The following is a 15,589-nucleotide window of genomic DNA, read 5'->3' as shown; positions in this document are numbered from 1 at the left end:
GTGGATGAGCCGCCCGCTTACCCCACCTTGCGCAGGAACTCGTCCGGGTCCATCGGCCGGCCCAGGTGATACCCCTGCAGCTGGTCACAGCCCAGGCCGCTCAGATACTCCTGCTGCTCGCGCGTTTCCACGCCCTCGGCCACCACCTGCAGCTGCAACGAACGGCCCAGCGCCACGATCGACGACACGATGGCCGCGTCTTCGGCGTTCTGCTCCAGGTCACGCACGAACGCGCGGTCGATCTTCAGTTCGGTGGCGGGCATGCGCTTGAGGTACAGCAGGCTGGAATAGCCAGTACCGAAATCATCAATGGAAATGTGCACCCCCATCGCGGTCAGGTCGTTGAGGATGGCCAGGCTGGCTTCCACGTCCTTCATTGCGGTGGTTTCGGTGATCTCCAGGGTCAGTCGCTGCGGCGCGATGTCATGGCGCGCCAGCGTGTCGCGCACGTTGTCCACCAGCGACGGCGAGGAGAACTGCAGCGGCGACAGGTTCACCGCCATCGTCCATTCGGGATGCCCCGAATCGTGCCACGCACGGAGCTGCGCGCAGGCCTGGTCCAGCACCCAGTCGCCGATCGGCAGGATCAGGCCGCTGCGCTCTGCGATGGGAATGAACACATCCGGGCTGAGCATGCCCAGTTCCGGGTGCTGCCAGCGCAGCAGCGCCTCGGCGCCCACGGCCGGGGTGCCGGCGGCGACGAACTTGGGCTGGTAGTGCAGGCGCAGTTCGCCGCGGTCGGCAGCGCGGCGCAGGTCCTGCAGCAGCCGCAGCTGGCGGTTGGCGCTGACCTGCATCGACGGGGTGAAGAAGGTATAGCCGTTACGGCCGCCGTCCTTGGTGTGGTACATCGCCGCGTCGGCGTGGGCCATCAGCTCGCGTTCGGTGGTGGCATCGTCCGGGTACAGGGCGATGCCGAGGCTGGCGCTGACCTGCAGCTCGGCCGCATCGATCAGGAACGGTTCGGCCACCGCAGCGATGATCCGCTCGGCCACCACCACGGCATCGTCCGGCTCGTCGATGGCCAGCACGATCACGAACTCGTCGCCGCCCAGCCGGGCGAAGGTGTCCTGCGGGCGCAGCAGGCTGCTGACGCGCTCGCTCATGCGCACCAGCAGGCGGTCGCCCAGTTGGTGACCATAGGCGTCGTTGACCGCCTTGAAGCCGTCCAGATCGCAGAACATCACGGCCAGGCCATGGTGACGGCGGCGCGCCTTCTCGATGTACTGCTCGATGCGGTCCTGCAGCAGCATGCGGTTGGGCAGCTGGGTCAGCGGGTCGTGCAGGGCGGCCTGCAGCAGCCTGTCGTTGGCCTTTTCCAGCGATTCGGCCAGCAGCCCGGTGCGCTCGCGCATCTGCCGGTCGAACAGCGAGGCGACCAGGGCGATGCCGATGGTGCCCAGGGTGGTCACGATGACCAGCACCGCCAGCCAGCGGCTGTCGATGCCGCCGCCGATCACTGCGCCGCAGATGCTGCCTTCGGGGAAGCGGGCGGCGGCCATGCCGGTGTAGTGCATGCCGACAATGGCCAGGCCCATCACCAGCGATGCAAACAGGCGCAGGCGGAAGGTGCGCTCACCCTCTGCGCGCAGGCGGAAGGCGATCCACAGCGCGGCACCGGCCGCGCCGATGGCAATGAGGATGGAGGTGCCGAACCACCACGGGTCGTAGTCGATGCCCGGCTGCATGCGCATCGCGGCCATGCCCAGGTAATGCATGGTGGCGATGCCCAGGCCCATCAGCACCGCGCCGGCCAGCAGCCGGCGGCGGGGCAACTGCGGGCGCGAGACCAGCCACAGGGCGTAGGCCGAGGCACCCACCGAGACCGCCAGCGAGTACAGGGTGATGGCCAGGTCGTAGCCGATCGGGATGGGCAGGTTGAAGGCCAGCATGCCCACGAAGTGCATGGACCAGATGCCCAGGCCCATGGCGGTGGCACCGCCGGTGAGCCACCAGCGGGCAACGCGGCCTTCGGTGGTGGCCAGGCGGCCGGCCATGTCCAGTGCGGTATAGGACGCCAGGATGGCGACCAGCAGCGAGAAAACAACCAGGCTCTGGCTGTAGGTGCCAGTCATTGAGGGTCCTTCGTGGGCGGGGAGGGGGCACGGCGGCGCGGACTATAGCGGCTGTGCGGCGCTGAACCTTAGACCAGAAAAGTGTGATGTTCATCTCATAGTCGAAGATGTCATGACCGGGGCTGGCTTATGCCCTGGGTCGCAGCGCCTGCGACCGGCCTCGGCTATCCTCCCTGACCTCCCCGCACCGAAGTCCTGCCCCATGGCCAAAGCCCGCCTCACTGCCTATGTCTGCAACGAATGCGGCGCCGAGTACAGCAAGTGGCAGGGCCAGTGCACCGAGTGCAACGCCTGGAACTCCTTGTCGGAAATCGTGCTGGAGAGCGCGGCGGCGGCCAAGGCGCCTGCCTCGCGCCGGGCTGGCTGGGCCGGCAAGATCGACCCGCCGAAGATCACCGCGCTGAAGGACGTCGAGCAGACCGAGCACCGCCGGGTCAGTACCGGCATCGGTGAGTTCGACCGCGTGCTGGGCGGCGGCCTGGTCGAGGGCGCGGTGGTGCTGGTCGGCGGCGACCCGGGCATCGGCAAGTCCACCCTGCTGCTGCAGGCGGTGGCGAAGATGGCCGCCGTGCTGCCGGTGCTGTACGTCACCGGTGAGGAATCGCTGGCCCAGGTGGCCGGTCGCGCGCACCGGCTGGAACTGCCGCTGGACGGGGTCAACGCGCTGGCCGAGACCGGCGTCGAGTCGATCCTGCAGCACGCGTCCAAGGCGGGGCCGCGGCTGATCGTGGCCGATTCGGTGCAGACCCTGTGGACCGAAACCCTGACCGCCGCGCCCGGCTCGGTCAGCCAGGTGCGCGAGAGCGCGGCGCGGCTGGTGCGCTTTGCCAAGGAAACCGGCACCGCTGTGTTCCTGGTCGGCCACGTCACCAAGGAAGGCGGCATCGCCGGCCCGCGCGTGCTGGAACACATGGTCGACGCCGTGCTCTATTTCGAAGGCGAGAGCGGCAGCCGCTTCCGCCTGCTGCGCGCGTTCAAGAACCGCTTCGGTGCGGTCAACGAACTGGGCGTGTTCGCGATGGGCGATAAGGGCCTGAAGGAAGTCTCCAACCCGTCGGCCATCTTCCTGTCCGGTGCCAGCACACACCAGCCGGGCAGCTGCGTGATGGTCACCCGCGAGGGCACCCGGCCACTGCTGGTGGAAGTGCAGGCGCTGGTGGATGCCTCGCCGCTGTCCAACCCGCGCCGTGTCGCCGTTGGCCTGGAGCAGAACCGCCTGGCCATGCTCCTGGCGGTGCTGCACCGCCATGGTGGCGTGCTGGTGGGCGACCAGGACGTGTTCGTCAATGTCGTCGGTGGCATCCGGGTGCAGGAGACCGCCGCCGATCTGCCGGTGCTGCTGGCCGTGCTGTCGTCGCTGCAGGACCGGCCGCTGGCGGAAAAGACCATCGCCTTCGGCGAGGTCGGCCTGTCCGGCGAGATCCGCCCGGTACCCAATGGCGAGGATCGCCTGCGCGAAGCGGCCACCCACGGGTTCAAGCGCGCCATCGTGCCCAAGGCCAACGCCCCCAAGGGCGGCAGCGTGAAGGGCATGGAAGTGATCGCGGTCGAACGCCTGTCCGAGGCCATCGACGCCGCGTGACCAAAAAAGGGGACGGAGGGGATTAATTTGAATTAATCCCCTCCGTCCCCTTTTTGCGATGCAGTAACGGTCAGCTTCGCTGTGCTAGTTTTCCCCGCTCGACGACGGCGCCCTGTGGCGCCTTGTGTGGCAAGGAGTAACCGATTTCATGCAGGACCCGACGCTCAGCACCCCCGCCGCCGAAATCCGCCGCGCAGGGGTCGATCTCAATGGACTGATGACGGTGCTGGGCAAGCACCTGTATTCCACCCCGATGGTGGCCCTGCGCGAGCTGGTGCAGAACGCGCATGACTCGATCATCCGCCGCCGCATTGAACAGCCGGGCATCGAGCTGCCGTCGCGCATTTCGGTGCAGGTCGATGCCGCCGCGGGCGTGCTGCGCATTACCGACACCGGCGCCGGCCTGACCCGCCAGGAAATCCACGACTACCTGGCCACCGTCGGCGTCGGCTACACCCGTGGCCTGCGCCAGGGCGGCGATGACCAGGACGGCCTGATCGGCATGTTCGGCCTGGGCTTCCTCTCGGCCTTCGTGCTGGCGCGCCGGGTGAGCGTGCGCACCACCTCCTACCAGACCCCGGAGCTGGGCCACCTGTATGTGTCCAGCAATGCCGAGCAGTACACGGTGAGCGAAGTGCCGGCGCGCGCCGTCGGCACCGAAGTGGAGCTGGAGCTGCACGCCGATTTCCTGCCGCTGGCCAACGAGGCACGCCTGTACGAAGTGCTGGGCCGCTACTGCGCGTTGCTGTCCGAACCGATCTTCATCGGCGCTGCCGCCGAGGCCCTCAACCCCGAACCGCCACCGTGGCGCGAGCAGGGCGACGTTGCCCTGCACCCGGTGCAGGCGCGCCGCCAGGCGCTGCAGTTTGCCGCGCGCTTCGAGCATGATTTCGAGCCCATCGTGACCGTGCCGCTGCGTGCCGACGCCGACAGCGATGCCACCGGCATGCTGTGGGTGCAGGACGGTGCGACCTATGGCACCAGCGACAACCGCAATCTGTCGGTGTTCGTGCGCGGCATGCTGCTCGACGACGATGCACGTGACCTGCTGCCGCCGTGGGCGGGCTTCATCGGCGGCGTGATCGAATCCTCGCGCCTGACCCCGACCGCCAGCCGCGAAGATCTGCAGCGCGACGACCAGTACCGCGCCGTGCAGCACGCGCTGCTGGAAGCGCTGATCGACGGCCTGGCCGAGGTCGCGCGGCAGCAGCCCGAAGCGTGGCGACGCGTGCTGGCCCGCCACAACGAGGCGCTGCTGGGTGCCGCGCTGTGCGATGAGCGCCTGTTCGAGCTGCTGCTGGAACACGTGCGCGTGCCGACCTCGCAGGGCGACCTGCCAGCCAGCGCGCTGCCCGCGCGTGGCGCCGTGCACGTGATCCTCGACAACGGCGGTGGCTTCGAAGAAATGCTGTTCCGTGCGATGGGCGTGCCGGTCGCGCACGGCCATCGCTATGCGGTGGTGCCGTTCCTGCGCCGCTGGACCCAGGCCAAGGGCCTGCGCCTGGTGGAGTTGGGTACCGAACAGGGCAACCGCGCGCTGTTCCGCACCGATGACAGCCTGGATGCGGCGCAGCTGGCCTGGCTGGGCGAACACCTGGGCGATGGCGAGCAGCTGCTGCCGGCCCGTTTCAGCCCTGAAGCCCTGCCGGTGGTGGTGGTGCCCGACCGCGAGGCCGAGCTGAAGCAGCGCCTGGAAGACGACGAGAACGACAAGCGCGTGTCGATGGCCGCGCTGCGCCTTGCGCGTCAGTTCACCGCGCGCATCGAGGCGCGCGCACCGTCGCGGCTGTACCTCAACCTGGACAACCCGGCCGTGCAGGCCCTGCTGCAGGCCCAGCGTGAGGGGCATCCGCAGGCGGCGGCCGCCGCACGCCTGCTGCGCTCGTTGAAGATCATCGTCTCCGCGCAGGGCCGCCCGCTGGCCCGCGGTGCAGCGGCGCCCGGCCCGGACCTCAACGGCGCCTTCAGTGATATCGCCGGCGCTCTGCAGCAGATGCTGCGCTGAGCACCGCACACACTTTCTCTCATCCAGCCTCACGCTAGACAGGAGCACCAACCCCATGGATATCTGGAACTGGGTCGAAAAGCTGCAGGAAGACCTGCGCCAGGCCGGCCAGGCGCAGAATGCGCACCTGCTGACCCGCCTTGCCGACGAAGTCAGTGAACTGCAGGTCGACCGTGTCGATGCGCTGCTGCCCGAGGCGCGAGCGCTGGGCAAGGCGCTGGACAACCCCTGGGTCGACGTCTACGTCGGCCACTGGGCGCTGCGCAACCGCGTGGGCAACCGCGTTGAAGGCGAGAGCGCGCTCGGTGAGGCGGTGTCGCTGTTCGAACGCGCGCACCGCGAAGACACCCTGGAATGCCCGCAGTCGATCTGCGTGACCCAGGATCTGGCCGCCTGCTACGGCAACATCGACGGCCCGGGCTGGGTGCCCGAGCGCATCGAAGTCTGCGATGAAACGCTGGCGCGCATCGATCCGACCTGGGCCTGCTTCCAGTGCCTGAGCTGCGAAAAGGCCGATGCGCTGCTCGATGACGGCCGCGCGCAGGACGCGCTGGATTACCTGAAGGCGCAGGCCGACGCGGTGGAAGCGCGCGGCAAGGAAGTGTTCGACAGCTTCCCGGAAATGCAGATCAAGATCCTGCTGGCCAGCGGCCGCGCCGACGAGGCGATGGTGCTGATCGAGCAGCGCGAAGCGGAAGTGGCCGCCGCCGGCGAGTACGAACCGGCCAACTGCACGGTGCCGCGCCGCCTGTCGCGCGCGTGGGCGCTGGCCCAATTGGGCCGCGACGAAGAGGCGCTGCAGCAGCTGGTGCCGTGGAGCGAACTGACCCCGAACACCTGGCGCCTGTGGGCCAACACGGTGGCGCTGCTGTGCAGCCGCGACCCGGCCCGCAACACCTGGGACCTCGGCACGCGCTTCAACACCATCATCGAGCACTTCGCCAGCGTCGGGGCCCACCGCCTGGTGATCGAACTGGCAGCCCTGAGCCTGGAACTGGCCCTGCAGCGCGGCGCGCGCTGGGTGGCGCAGCGCCAGCTCGGACTGGCCCGCACCCACCTGGCACAGCTGCGCCAGGACCGCGGTGCCGGCGCATTGGTGGCCGGCCTGGCCGCCCGCATTGACGCACTGCCCGAGGTCGAACCGCTGCCGGTACCGGCTGCCGAACTGCTGGCGTGGCTGGAAGCGCGTGGTGAACAGCAGCAGTCGCGTGACCCCGAGCGCGAGGCGCAATGGCTGCTGCAGGCGCACGCGCAGTGCCCGGATGACGAGGCGCTGGCCGAGGTGGCCGCCTCGGCATTGAACGCCTGTGGCGCGCAGACCGAAGCCCGTGCGCTGCTGTGGGACTTCGTACGTGCGCACGCCCAGGAGGACGGCGCCGCTGCCTACACGCTGATGCGCTGGCTGACCGAGCAGGGCGACGATGATGGCCTGCGTCGCCTGGCCGACACCTATCGCGGCAGCGTGCCGGTGTTCGCGCACTGGTGCGAGGTGCAGCGCGCACGCCGCGTGTCCGACTGGCCGGCGCTGGAACAGGCCGCTCAGGCGCTGCTGGTGCTGTCGCCGGGTTCGCATGGCGCGCGTGGCACGCTGGCGCGCATCTACATGGAAACCGGCCGCTTCAGCGATGCGCAGGCCTGCTATGCGCAGCTGGTGGAAACGCTGGAAGACCCCAATGCCGCGCACTGGGACCACATGAGCGCCGCCAGTGCCGCGCGCGACTGGGACGCGGTGCGCCGCTCGGCCGCGGCCATCGGCATGGAGCTGTCCAGCCAGGACGGCGTGGTCGAAGAACCGTGGGGCTGGGTGATCATCCGCAGCCTGGAGCAGGGCGAGCCAATGGAGTACTACGCGCGCCGCACCGGCCCGGTGACCGCGCGCATCGTCGAGAACGCGCCGGCCAACCGTGCCCAGCAGGTGGGTGATTGGGTGGTGTTCGATGCTGCGCTGGTGCACCCGGCGCCGGAAGAGGAAGAGCAGCGCCAGCACTTCATTCCGACCTATGCGCAGGTGCACGTGCTGGAACGCGGTGGCTTCGAGCGCAGCTGGCTGATCGACGGCGCGCACCCGGGCGAAGAGGCCTGGAACGCGTTCGTGGAAGGTGCCGAAGCGCAGGGCTGGCAGGTGTGGGCGCACAGCCGCCCGGATTACACCGTGACCGACCCGGATGCGGAGGAGGGCACCCTGCCGGGCCTGCTGTTCACTGTGGCCCAGCCGCAGGGGCACGCGCCGCTCGCGCTGCACCGTTACCTGCAGCAGTCCACCGCCGGCTGGTCGCACCCGCAGTGCTGGCTGCGCCTGGCCGAGGCCTGCGACCAGGAGCGGCAGCCGCATCTGGATGTGATCGAGCGGTACGGCTTGTAGGTTCCACCGCGCTGCGCGCTCGTCGGGCATGGCCCGGCGCTACCCTCGCCGCAAGTAGATCCACGCCATGCGTGGATGCGGCCCCGGTGGGTGCCGACCAACGGTCCCCGGCAGGTGCCGACCCTGGGTCGGCACGCCTTTACCGCGTATGCCCGAACACCAGCTCGATCACGAACTGGCTGCCGAAGAACGCCAGCAGCAGCAACAGCATCGCCGACAGCGTCCAGTGCACCGCCTTCACCCCGCGCCAGCCGTAACGGCGGCGGCCGATCAGCAGCACGCCGAACACGATCCACGACAGCACGCTGAGCACGGTCTTGTGCACCAGCTTCTGCGCCAGCAGGTCATCGACGAACAGGACGCCGGTGACCAGGGTGAGGGTGAGCAGGGCGAAGCCCACGGTAATGACCCGGAACAGCAGCGCTTCCAGATCGGCCAGCGGCGGCAGCGCACGCAGCCACGGGCGGAACTCGCGGCGGCGCAGCGCCCGTTCCTGCAGCCACAGCATGATTGCCAGCAGCGCGGCGATGCTCAGCGTGGCGTAGGCCAGCAGGGCCAGCCAGGCGTGGCTGGCCAGGCGCCAGCCCAGCACCTTGCTCGGTTCGTGGCCGTAGCCGTGGTAGACCGCCAGCAGCAGCGCGGCCAGCGGGAACACCACCACGCCCAGCGCCGACATGCGCCCGCGCGCGCCCACCAGCGAGGTCAACCACGCCATGCCCAGGCCGACCAGCGACAGCGCGGCAAAGAAGTGCATGTCCGGGCCGCCGGTGGTGCGCATCGCCACCAGCACGTGGTAGCCGCCGTGCAGCAGCATGGCCGGCAGCGCCGGCCACAGCCAGGTGGGCGAACCGACGGCATCATCGCGGCCAAGCGCGCGCACCAGCAGGGCGCTGGCGGCCAGGTAGAGCAGGGCGGCGATGAGAACGATTAGCATCGTTGCAGTTTCGCATACCCCCGGGGCACTGGCGACGGCCCGGTGGTCGCAGCCCGGGAAGGCGGGCGGACCCGTTATACTGTCTGCCTTATTGTCCCCCGCTTTCAGACAGGTTGCGCCGCATGTTCGAGTCCCTGACCCAGCGCCTTTCCGGCACCATCGAGCGCCTGCGTGGCCGCGGCCGCCTGACCGAGGAGAACATCCGCGAGGCAACCCGCGAAGTGCGCATCGCGCTGCTGGAAGCCGACGTCGCGCTGCCGGTGGTGCAGGCCCTGATCGAGCGCATCAAGGTGCGCGCGGTCGGCCAGGAAGTGCTGAAGTCGCTGACCCCGGGCCAGGCCCTCATCAAGGTCGTGCGCGACGAGCTGACCGCGGTGATGGGCGCCGAAGCCAGCGACCTGAACCTCAACGTTCCCGCCCCGGCCATCATCCTGATGGCAGGCCTGCAGGGCGCCGGCAAGACCACCACCGTGGGCAAGCTGGCCAAGCACCTGAAGGAAAAGCGCAAGAAGAAGGTGATGGTGGTGTCGGCGGACGTCTACCGTCCGGCCGCGATCGAGCAGCTGAAGACCCTGGCCGACCAGGTCGGCGTGCTGTTCTTCCCGTCCAGCGCCGACCAGAAGCCGGAAGCCATCGTGCGCGCGGCCATCGACGATGCGCGCAGGTCGTTCGTGGACGTGCTGCTGGTCGATACCGCCGGCCGCCTGGCCATCGATGAAGCGATGATGGCCGAGATCAAGGCTCTGCACGCGGCGGTCAACCCGGCCGAAACCCTGTTCGTGGTCGACGCCATGACCGGCCAAGACGCGGCCAACACCGCCAAGGCCTTCGGCGATGCGCTGCCGCTGACCGGCGTGGTGCTGACCAAGACCGACGGTGACGCCCGTGGCGGTGCCGCACTGAGCGTGCGCTACATCACCGGCAAGCCGATCAAGTTCGTCGGTGTCAGTGAAAAGCCGGAAGGCCTGGACGTGTTCCACCCGGACCGTATCGCCAGCCGCATCCTCGACATGGGTGACGTGCTGTCGCTGGTCGAGCAGGTCGAGCAGCAGGTCGACAAGGACAAGGCCGCCAAGCTGGCCGAGAAGGTCGCCAAGGGCAAGAAGTTCGACCTGAACGACATGCGCGACCAGCTGGAGCAGATGCAGAACATGGGCGGCATCGGCGGCCTGATGGACAAGCTGCCGGGCCTGGGCAACATCCCCGACCATCTGAAGCAGCAGGTCAGCCAAGGCAAGGAAGTGCCGCGCATGATCGCCATCATCAGCTCGATGACCAAGAAGGAACGGCGCAACCCGAACCTGCTCAACGGCTCGCGCCGCGCGCGCATCGCCAAGGGCTCGGGCGTGACCCCGGCCGACGTCAACAAGCTCATGAAGCAGTACATGCAGATGGAAAAGATGATGAGCAAGATGGCCGGCGGCGGCATGAAGGGCATGATGCGCAGCATGAAGGGCATGATGGGCGCCATGGGCGGCCGCGGCATGCCGTTCCGTTGATGCAGCGACGGGGCCGGCGCGCATCGCGATCCGGCCCCGGTCACAATGACTGGCGTATGCTGGGCGGCGACTTCTCCAACAGGTATGTCGCGTGAACGCATCGCCGATTCTTGAACGCGCCGACACCTTCTGTCGGCGTTTTTCATTGCAGCTTCCGATCCTGCTGGCACCGATGGCCGGTGCCTGCCCGGTGCCGCTGTCGGCCGCGCTGGCCAATGCCGGCAGCATGGGCGCGATGGGTGCGGTGCTGTCGCCGGCTGCCGACATCGGCCGCTGGATGGATGACTTCCGCGCCGCGTCCACCGGCCCGGCGCAGGTGAACCTGTGGCTACCGGATCCGGCGCCCGTTCGCGATGTCACCGCCGAAGCCACCAGCCGCGCCTTCCTCGCCCAATGGGGCCCGGACGTGCCGGCCAGTGCTGCGGACGCCACGCCGGCCGATTTCGACGAACAGTTCGCTGCCTTGCTGGCCGCGCGCCCGGCGGTGGCCTCGACCATCATGGGCGTGCTGTCGCCGCGCCACGTGCAGCAGTTGAAGGACGCCGGCATCGCCTGGATCGCCTGCGCGACCACGCTGGCCGAAGCGCGCGCTGCGCAGGATGCGGGCGCCGACGCGGTGGTGGCGCAGGGCGCCGAAGCCGGTGGCCATCGCGGTGCGTTCGACCCCAGCCTGGCCGAGCGCCAGCTGGTAGGCCTGTTCGCGCTGCTGCCGCGCCTGGCTGATCACCTGCAGATTCCGGTGATCGCCGCCGGTGGCATCGCCGATGGTCGTGGCATCGCGGCCGCGCTCACGCTGGGCGCCAGCGCGGTGCAGATCGGCACCGCCTTCCTGCGCACGCCCGAAGCGGCGATCGCTTCGGCCTGGGCCGATGGTCTGGCGGCCACCGAGCCCGAAGATACCTGGCCGACCCGCGCCTTCAGTGGCCGTCTGGGTCGTGGCCTGGCCACGCCGTATGTGCGCGCTTCCGCTGCGGAAGGCGCCCCGATGCCGCGCCCGTACCCGGTGCAGCGCGGCCTGACCGCGCCGATGCGCAGGCAGGCCGCGCAGGAAAACCGACTGGCCGCGATGCAGGCCTGGGCCGGGCAATCGGCCTGGATGGCACCTGCAGCACCCGCCGCCGACGTACTGCGCGACATGTGGCAACAGGCGCAGGCGCTGCTGCGATGACGGTGTTCTGCAATGGCCGGCCGGCGCAGGTGGAGGATCTGCTGCCGGCGCTGGTCAACTACGGCCACTTCACCTCGATGCAGGTGCGTGGCCATGCCGTGCAGGGACTGGGCCTGCATCTGGCGCGGTTGTCGCAGGCCACGCGTGAACTGTTCGGCAGCGAACTGGATGTGGTGCAGGTGCAGGCGTGGATGGCGCTGGCGCTGCAGCAGGCGGGGCGGGGCGAAGCTTCGCTGCGGGTGACGGTGTACTCGCGGCACTTCGATTTCCGCAACCCGCTGGCGGCGGTGCCGGTGGATGTGCTGGTGGCGGTGTCCGCGCCGGTGGCGCTGGTCGCCCCGAAAAGGGTGCGCAGCGTGAGCTGGCAGCGCGAACTGCCGCAGATCAAGCATGTGGGCACGTTCGGCCTGTTTGCCGAGCGCCGTGCGGCGATGGCGGCTGGCTTCGACGACGTGTTGTTCGTGTCCGCCGAGGGCGGGATCAGTGAGGGCAGTACCTGGAATCTGGCTCTGCACGATGGCCAACGCCTGCTCTGGCCGCAGGCACCGGCCCTGCGCGGGACGGCCGAAGCGCTGCTGCAGCAGCATTGGCCCGGGGCGCAGGTGATACAGCCACTGCGGCTGGCGGATCTGGCCGGTGTGAAGGCGGCCTTTGCCTGCAATGCCAGTGGCCTGTGGGCGCTGGAAGCCATTGACGGACAGGCCCTGCCGGGTTCGCAGGCCTTGGCTGAACAGGGCAGGGCGGTGCTGGCGGGCGTGCCGTGGGACGATCTGGGTTGAGTGCCGCGCCGGGCATCGCCCGGCGCTACTGTGACCCCTGGGGTTGGCTCGGGCGCACTCTGCCGCTATAATCGCCCGCTTACCTCGCCATCCTGGCGACTGGGCAATAGGAAAAACACCATGGTCAAGATTCGACTGACCCGCGGCGGCGCCAAGAAGCGTCCGTTCTACCACATCATCGTGACCGACGTGCGCAGCGCGCGCGACGGCCGCAACATCGAGCGCGTTGGTTTCTACAACCCGGTCGCCCAGGGCGGCGAGAAGCGCATCGAGCTGGACCTGGCCCGCGTTGACCATTGGGTCAAGAACGGCGCCCAGCCGACCGAAAAGGTCCGCAACCTGATCAAGGAAGCGGCCAAGTCCCAGGCCGCTGCGGCCTGAGTCTGCAGGGCCACGCTTCGGCGTGGCCCTCTTGGTTGACGCAGATGAAAGATATCGAGCGCCGCATCCTGCTGGGCAGGGTTGTCGGCGCTTTTGGTGTGCGCGGCGAAATCAAGCTCGAGTCCTGGACCGAGCCACGTTCCGCCATTTTCCGTTACCAGCCGTGGATCGTGCGCAGCCCGTCCGGCGTGGAAACCACGCTTGAAGGCGTGCGGGGCCGTGACAGCGGCAAGCACCTGGTCGCCCGCTTCCCCGGCGTCGATGACCGCGATGTCGTTGAAGCCATGCACGGCACCGAGATCTACGTGGCCCGCAGCGCGCTGCCGCCGCCGAAGCCCGATGAGTACTACTGGGTGGATCTGGAAGGCCTGGATGTGAAGACCACCGAGGGTGTTGCCCTGGGCCAGGTCTCGCACCTGTTCAGTACCGGCGCCAATGACGTGGTCGTGGTCCGCGGTGACCGCGAGCGGATGATCCCGTTCGTGCAGCCGGACTTCGTCAAGTCGGTCGACTTCGAGGCCAATCTGGTCGTGGTCGACTGGGATCCCGAGTTCTGAGTGTGAACATGCGGTTCGACGTCATCACCCTGTTCCCCGAGTTCCTCGCCCAGTCCGCTGGGCTGGGCGTGGTCGGGCGCGCGCAGGAGAAGGGCCTTTTCAGCCTGCACGGCTGGAACCCCCGCGATTACGCCGAAGGCAACTACCGCCGGGTGGACGACCGTCCGTTCGGCGGTGGCCCGGGCATGGTGATGCTGATCGAGCCGCTGCAGGCCTGCCTGCAGGCGATCCGTGAGGCCGATCCGACCCCGGCGCGGGTGATCTACCTGAGCCCGCAGGGCGCGCCGCTGACCCAGGCCAAGGTGCGGGAGCTGGCGGCATTGCCGCGCATGGTCCTGCTCTGCGGCCGCTACGAGGGCATCGATGAGCGCTTCCTGGAGGCCAACGTCGACGAGGAAATTTCCCTCGGCGATTACGTGCTGTCCGGTGGTGAACTGGGGGCGGCGGTCATCATCGATGCCGTGGCCCGCCTGCAGGACGGTGCCCTGAACGACGCCGAATCGGCGGCCCAGGACAGCTTTGAAGGCGAACTCGGCCTGCTCGACTGCCCGCATTACAGCCAACCGGCCCAGCACCCGCTGGGGGACGTGCCGGACGTGCTGCGTTCGGGCAACCACGCGGCCATCGCTGCCTGGCGCCGCCAGCAGTCGCTGCTGAGGACCGCCGAGCGGCGCCCGGACCTGCTGGATGAACAGGCGCTGGGCAAGGCCGACCGCAAACTGCTGGACCAGGCCCGCCTGGCCCGGAAACAGAAGGCCAGCCCCTAGCGCAGGGCTGGCTTTATCGGCTATCATGGCCAATTCCGCCAGCCCCGGCTGGTGCGCGCAGTACCCACAACAAACGTGCAGCACAGTTCCGTGACTGCATGAGCCTACGTTGTCGACACGACACGACACACCCACCCGAACAAGAATCGGTGTAACCCATGAGCAAGCTGAACAAGTCCATCGTCGCGGAATTCGAATCCGCCCAGATCACCCGCGAACTGCCGAAGTTCAGCCAGGGCGACACCGTTGTCGTCAACGTGAAGGTGAAGGAAGGTACCCGCGAGCGCGTGCAGGCCTATGAAGGCGTTGTCATCGCGACCAAGAACGGCGGCCTGAACTCCTCGTTCACCGTCCGCAAGATCTCGCACGGCTACGGCGTCGAGCGCGTTTTCCAGACCCACAGCGCCATCATCGACTCGGTCGAAGTGAAGCGTCGTGGTAAGGTCCGCGCCGGCAAGCTGTACTACCTGCGTGGCCTGGAAGGCAAGGCTGCCCGCATCAAGGAAGACCTGGCTGCCGCTGCTGCCGCCAAGGCTGCCCGTCTGGCCGAAAAGGCCTGATAAACAACTTCGGTTGTTGCCGCGACGGCCACCTTCGGGTGGCCGTTTGCGTTTGTGCGGCGGCCGGCGCTATGTTCGCGGCATGAATATTGTTGAACAGCGTTACCCGCCCAAGGTGCAGGCCGCCCTGCGCCATCTCGACGCTGCGGGCGTGCAGCGCCGGCACTCGGCGCCGCCCCTGCATCGCCTGCTGTGGCGCATGGGCATCAACGCGCCACCGCCGATCCTGGCCAGCGTGGCCTCCAATGCACTGCTGATGGGTATCTGGTTCGCGCTGGGCTGGGGCGTGCTGATGTGGCTGCTGGTCTGGCGCAACACCAGCCTGCCGTCTGCACTCGCGGTGTCCAGCGCGCTCCTTGCCGGCGTACTGTTCGGTCTGCTGATGGCGGTCGTGATGCGCGTCATGCGCCTGCGCCGTGGTCTGCCCTTGTGGCGTGACCTGCCGGCTGCGCCCAGCCGCTGACCTGCGACCACGGAGCGCTGCGCAATGCCCGCCAAGCAAACTGCCGCCGCTGCGCCCAAGTTGCTGTCCGGCGGCAACCCGCAGATCGCCAAGGGCGATGGCGATGGCCCGGTGCAGGCCTACATCGCCGCAATGCCCGGCTGGAAACGCGCCTTCGGCGAGCAGCTCGATGCGCTGATTACCGACGCCGTGCCCGGTGTGCACAAGGCCGTGCGTTGGAACTCACCGATGTATGGCGTTGCCGAAGGGCAGGGCTGGTTCCTCAGCTTCCACTGCTGCACGCGCTACATCAAGGTCGCGTTGTTCCATGGCACGCTGCTGCAGCCGGAGCCCCCCGAGCCATCGAAGCAGGCCACCACGCGGTATCTGCACCTGTATGAAGACAGCGTGCTGGACCGGGCACAACTGGTGGACTGGCTGCGCCAGGCCTGTGCCCTTCCCGGCGCGCGCATGTAGG

At 68.5% G+C, this 15,589-nt stretch carries 14 protein-coding genes; 12 read left to right on the top strand and 2 right to left on the bottom strand.

The genetic code is table 11. The features are described from left to right. Positions 1–17: 17 nt before the first annotated feature. Positions 18–2,075, bottom strand: coding sequence for a putative bifunctional diguanylate cyclase/phosphodiesterase (locus tag VER16_RS13525; RefSeq protein WP_324808969.1), 2,058 nt, complete (start codon positions 2,073–2,075; stop codon positions 18–20). A gap of 202 nt (positions 2,076–2,277) precedes the next feature. Here VER16_RS13525 and radA point away from each other — a divergent pair, with 202 nt between their 5' ends. The 3 genes from radA to VER16_RS13510 all read left to right on the top strand — a co-directional run bounded on the left by radA (position 2,278) and on the right by VER16_RS13510 (position 8,024). Continuing rightward, positions 2,278–3,657, top strand: coding sequence for a DNA repair protein RadA (gene radA / locus VER16_RS13520; protein WP_324808967.1), 1,380 nt, complete (start codon positions 2,278–2,280; stop codon positions 3,655–3,657). Positions 3,658–3,805: 148 nt separating this feature from the next. Continuing rightward, on the top strand, positions 3,806–5,662 hold the full coding sequence (locus VER16_RS13515) for an ATP-binding protein (RefSeq protein WP_324808965.1): 1,857 nt from the start codon (positions 3,806–3,808) through the stop codon (positions 5,660–5,662). 55 nt (positions 5,663–5,717) lie between these two features. Continuing rightward, positions 5,718–8,024 (top strand): tetratricopeptide repeat protein, encoded by a 2,307-nt coding sequence (locus tag VER16_RS13510; RefSeq protein ID WP_324808963.1) that lies wholly within the window; start codon positions 5,718–5,720, stop codon positions 8,022–8,024. Between the two features lie 139 nt (positions 8,025–8,163). Here VER16_RS13510 and VER16_RS13505 read toward each other — a convergent pair whose 3' ends face one another. Further along, positions 8,164–8,958, bottom strand: coding sequence for a cytochrome C assembly family protein (locus tag VER16_RS13505; protein ID WP_324808961.1), 795 nt, complete (start codon positions 8,956–8,958; stop codon positions 8,164–8,166). Positions 8,959–9,080: 122 nt separating this feature from the next. On the opposite strand from VER16_RS13505, the gene ffh reads away from it, so the two are divergent. From ffh to VER16_RS13460, 9 genes are all read left to right on the top strand, one after another. Continuing rightward, positions 9,081–10,457 carry a signal recognition particle protein gene (gene ffh / locus VER16_RS13500; RefSeq protein ID WP_324808959.1) on the top strand — a complete coding sequence of 459 codons (1,377 nt, stop codon included), beginning with the start codon at positions 9,081–9,083 and terminating at the stop codon, positions 10,455–10,457. A gap of 91 nt (positions 10,458–10,548) precedes the next feature. Next, positions 10,549–11,625 (top strand): nitronate monooxygenase, encoded by a 1,077-nt coding sequence (locus tag VER16_RS13495; protein WP_324808957.1) that lies wholly within the window; start codon positions 10,549–10,551, stop codon positions 11,623–11,625. Continuing rightward, complete coding sequence (locus tag VER16_RS13490) at positions 11,622–12,404, top strand: aminotransferase class IV family protein (RefSeq protein ID WP_324808955.1); 783 nt, start codon at positions 11,622–11,624, stop codon at positions 12,402–12,404. The genes VER16_RS13495 and VER16_RS13490 overlap by 4 nt, the downstream gene beginning before the upstream one ends. Positions 12,405–12,524: 120 nt before the next feature. After that, positions 12,525–12,785: a 30S ribosomal protein S16 gene (gene rpsP / locus VER16_RS13485; protein ID WP_004149033.1), complete on the top strand. Its 261-nt coding sequence runs from the start codon at positions 12,525–12,527 to the stop codon at positions 12,783–12,785. Positions 12,786–12,829: 44 nt separating this feature from the next. After that, entirely contained in the window at positions 12,830–13,342 is a 513-nt protein-coding gene (gene rimM, locus VER16_RS13480; protein WP_324808954.1) for a ribosome maturation factor RimM, read from the top strand. Between the two features lie 8 nt (positions 13,343–13,350). Then, positions 13,351–14,109 (top strand): tRNA (guanosine(37)-N1)-methyltransferase TrmD, encoded by a 759-nt coding sequence (gene trmD / locus VER16_RS13475; RefSeq protein WP_324808952.1) that lies wholly within the window; start codon positions 13,351–13,353, stop codon positions 14,107–14,109. A gap of 158 nt (positions 14,110–14,267) precedes the next feature. After that, on the top strand, positions 14,268–14,669 hold the full coding sequence (rplS, locus tag VER16_RS13470) for a 50S ribosomal protein L19 (protein WP_079221128.1): 402 nt from the start codon (positions 14,268–14,270) through the stop codon (positions 14,667–14,669). 82 nt (positions 14,670–14,751) lie between these two features. After that, complete coding sequence (locus tag VER16_RS13465) at positions 14,752–15,132, top strand: DUF6404 family protein (RefSeq protein WP_324808948.1); 381 nt, start codon at positions 14,752–14,754, stop codon at positions 15,130–15,132. Positions 15,133–15,156: 24 nt separating this feature from the next. After that, positions 15,157–15,588, top strand: coding sequence for a DUF1801 domain-containing protein (locus VER16_RS13460; protein ID WP_324808946.1), 432 nt, complete (start codon positions 15,157–15,159; stop codon positions 15,586–15,588). Position 15,589: the final 1 nt, after the last annotated feature.

This window comes from Stenotrophomonas sp., assembly GCF_035634915.1.
GTDB lineage: Bacteria > Pseudomonadota > Gammaproteobacteria > Xanthomonadales > Xanthomonadaceae > Stenotrophomonas.
Note: the sequence above shows the minus strand (reverse complement) of the source record. Positions and strands in the feature narration are given on the sequence as shown.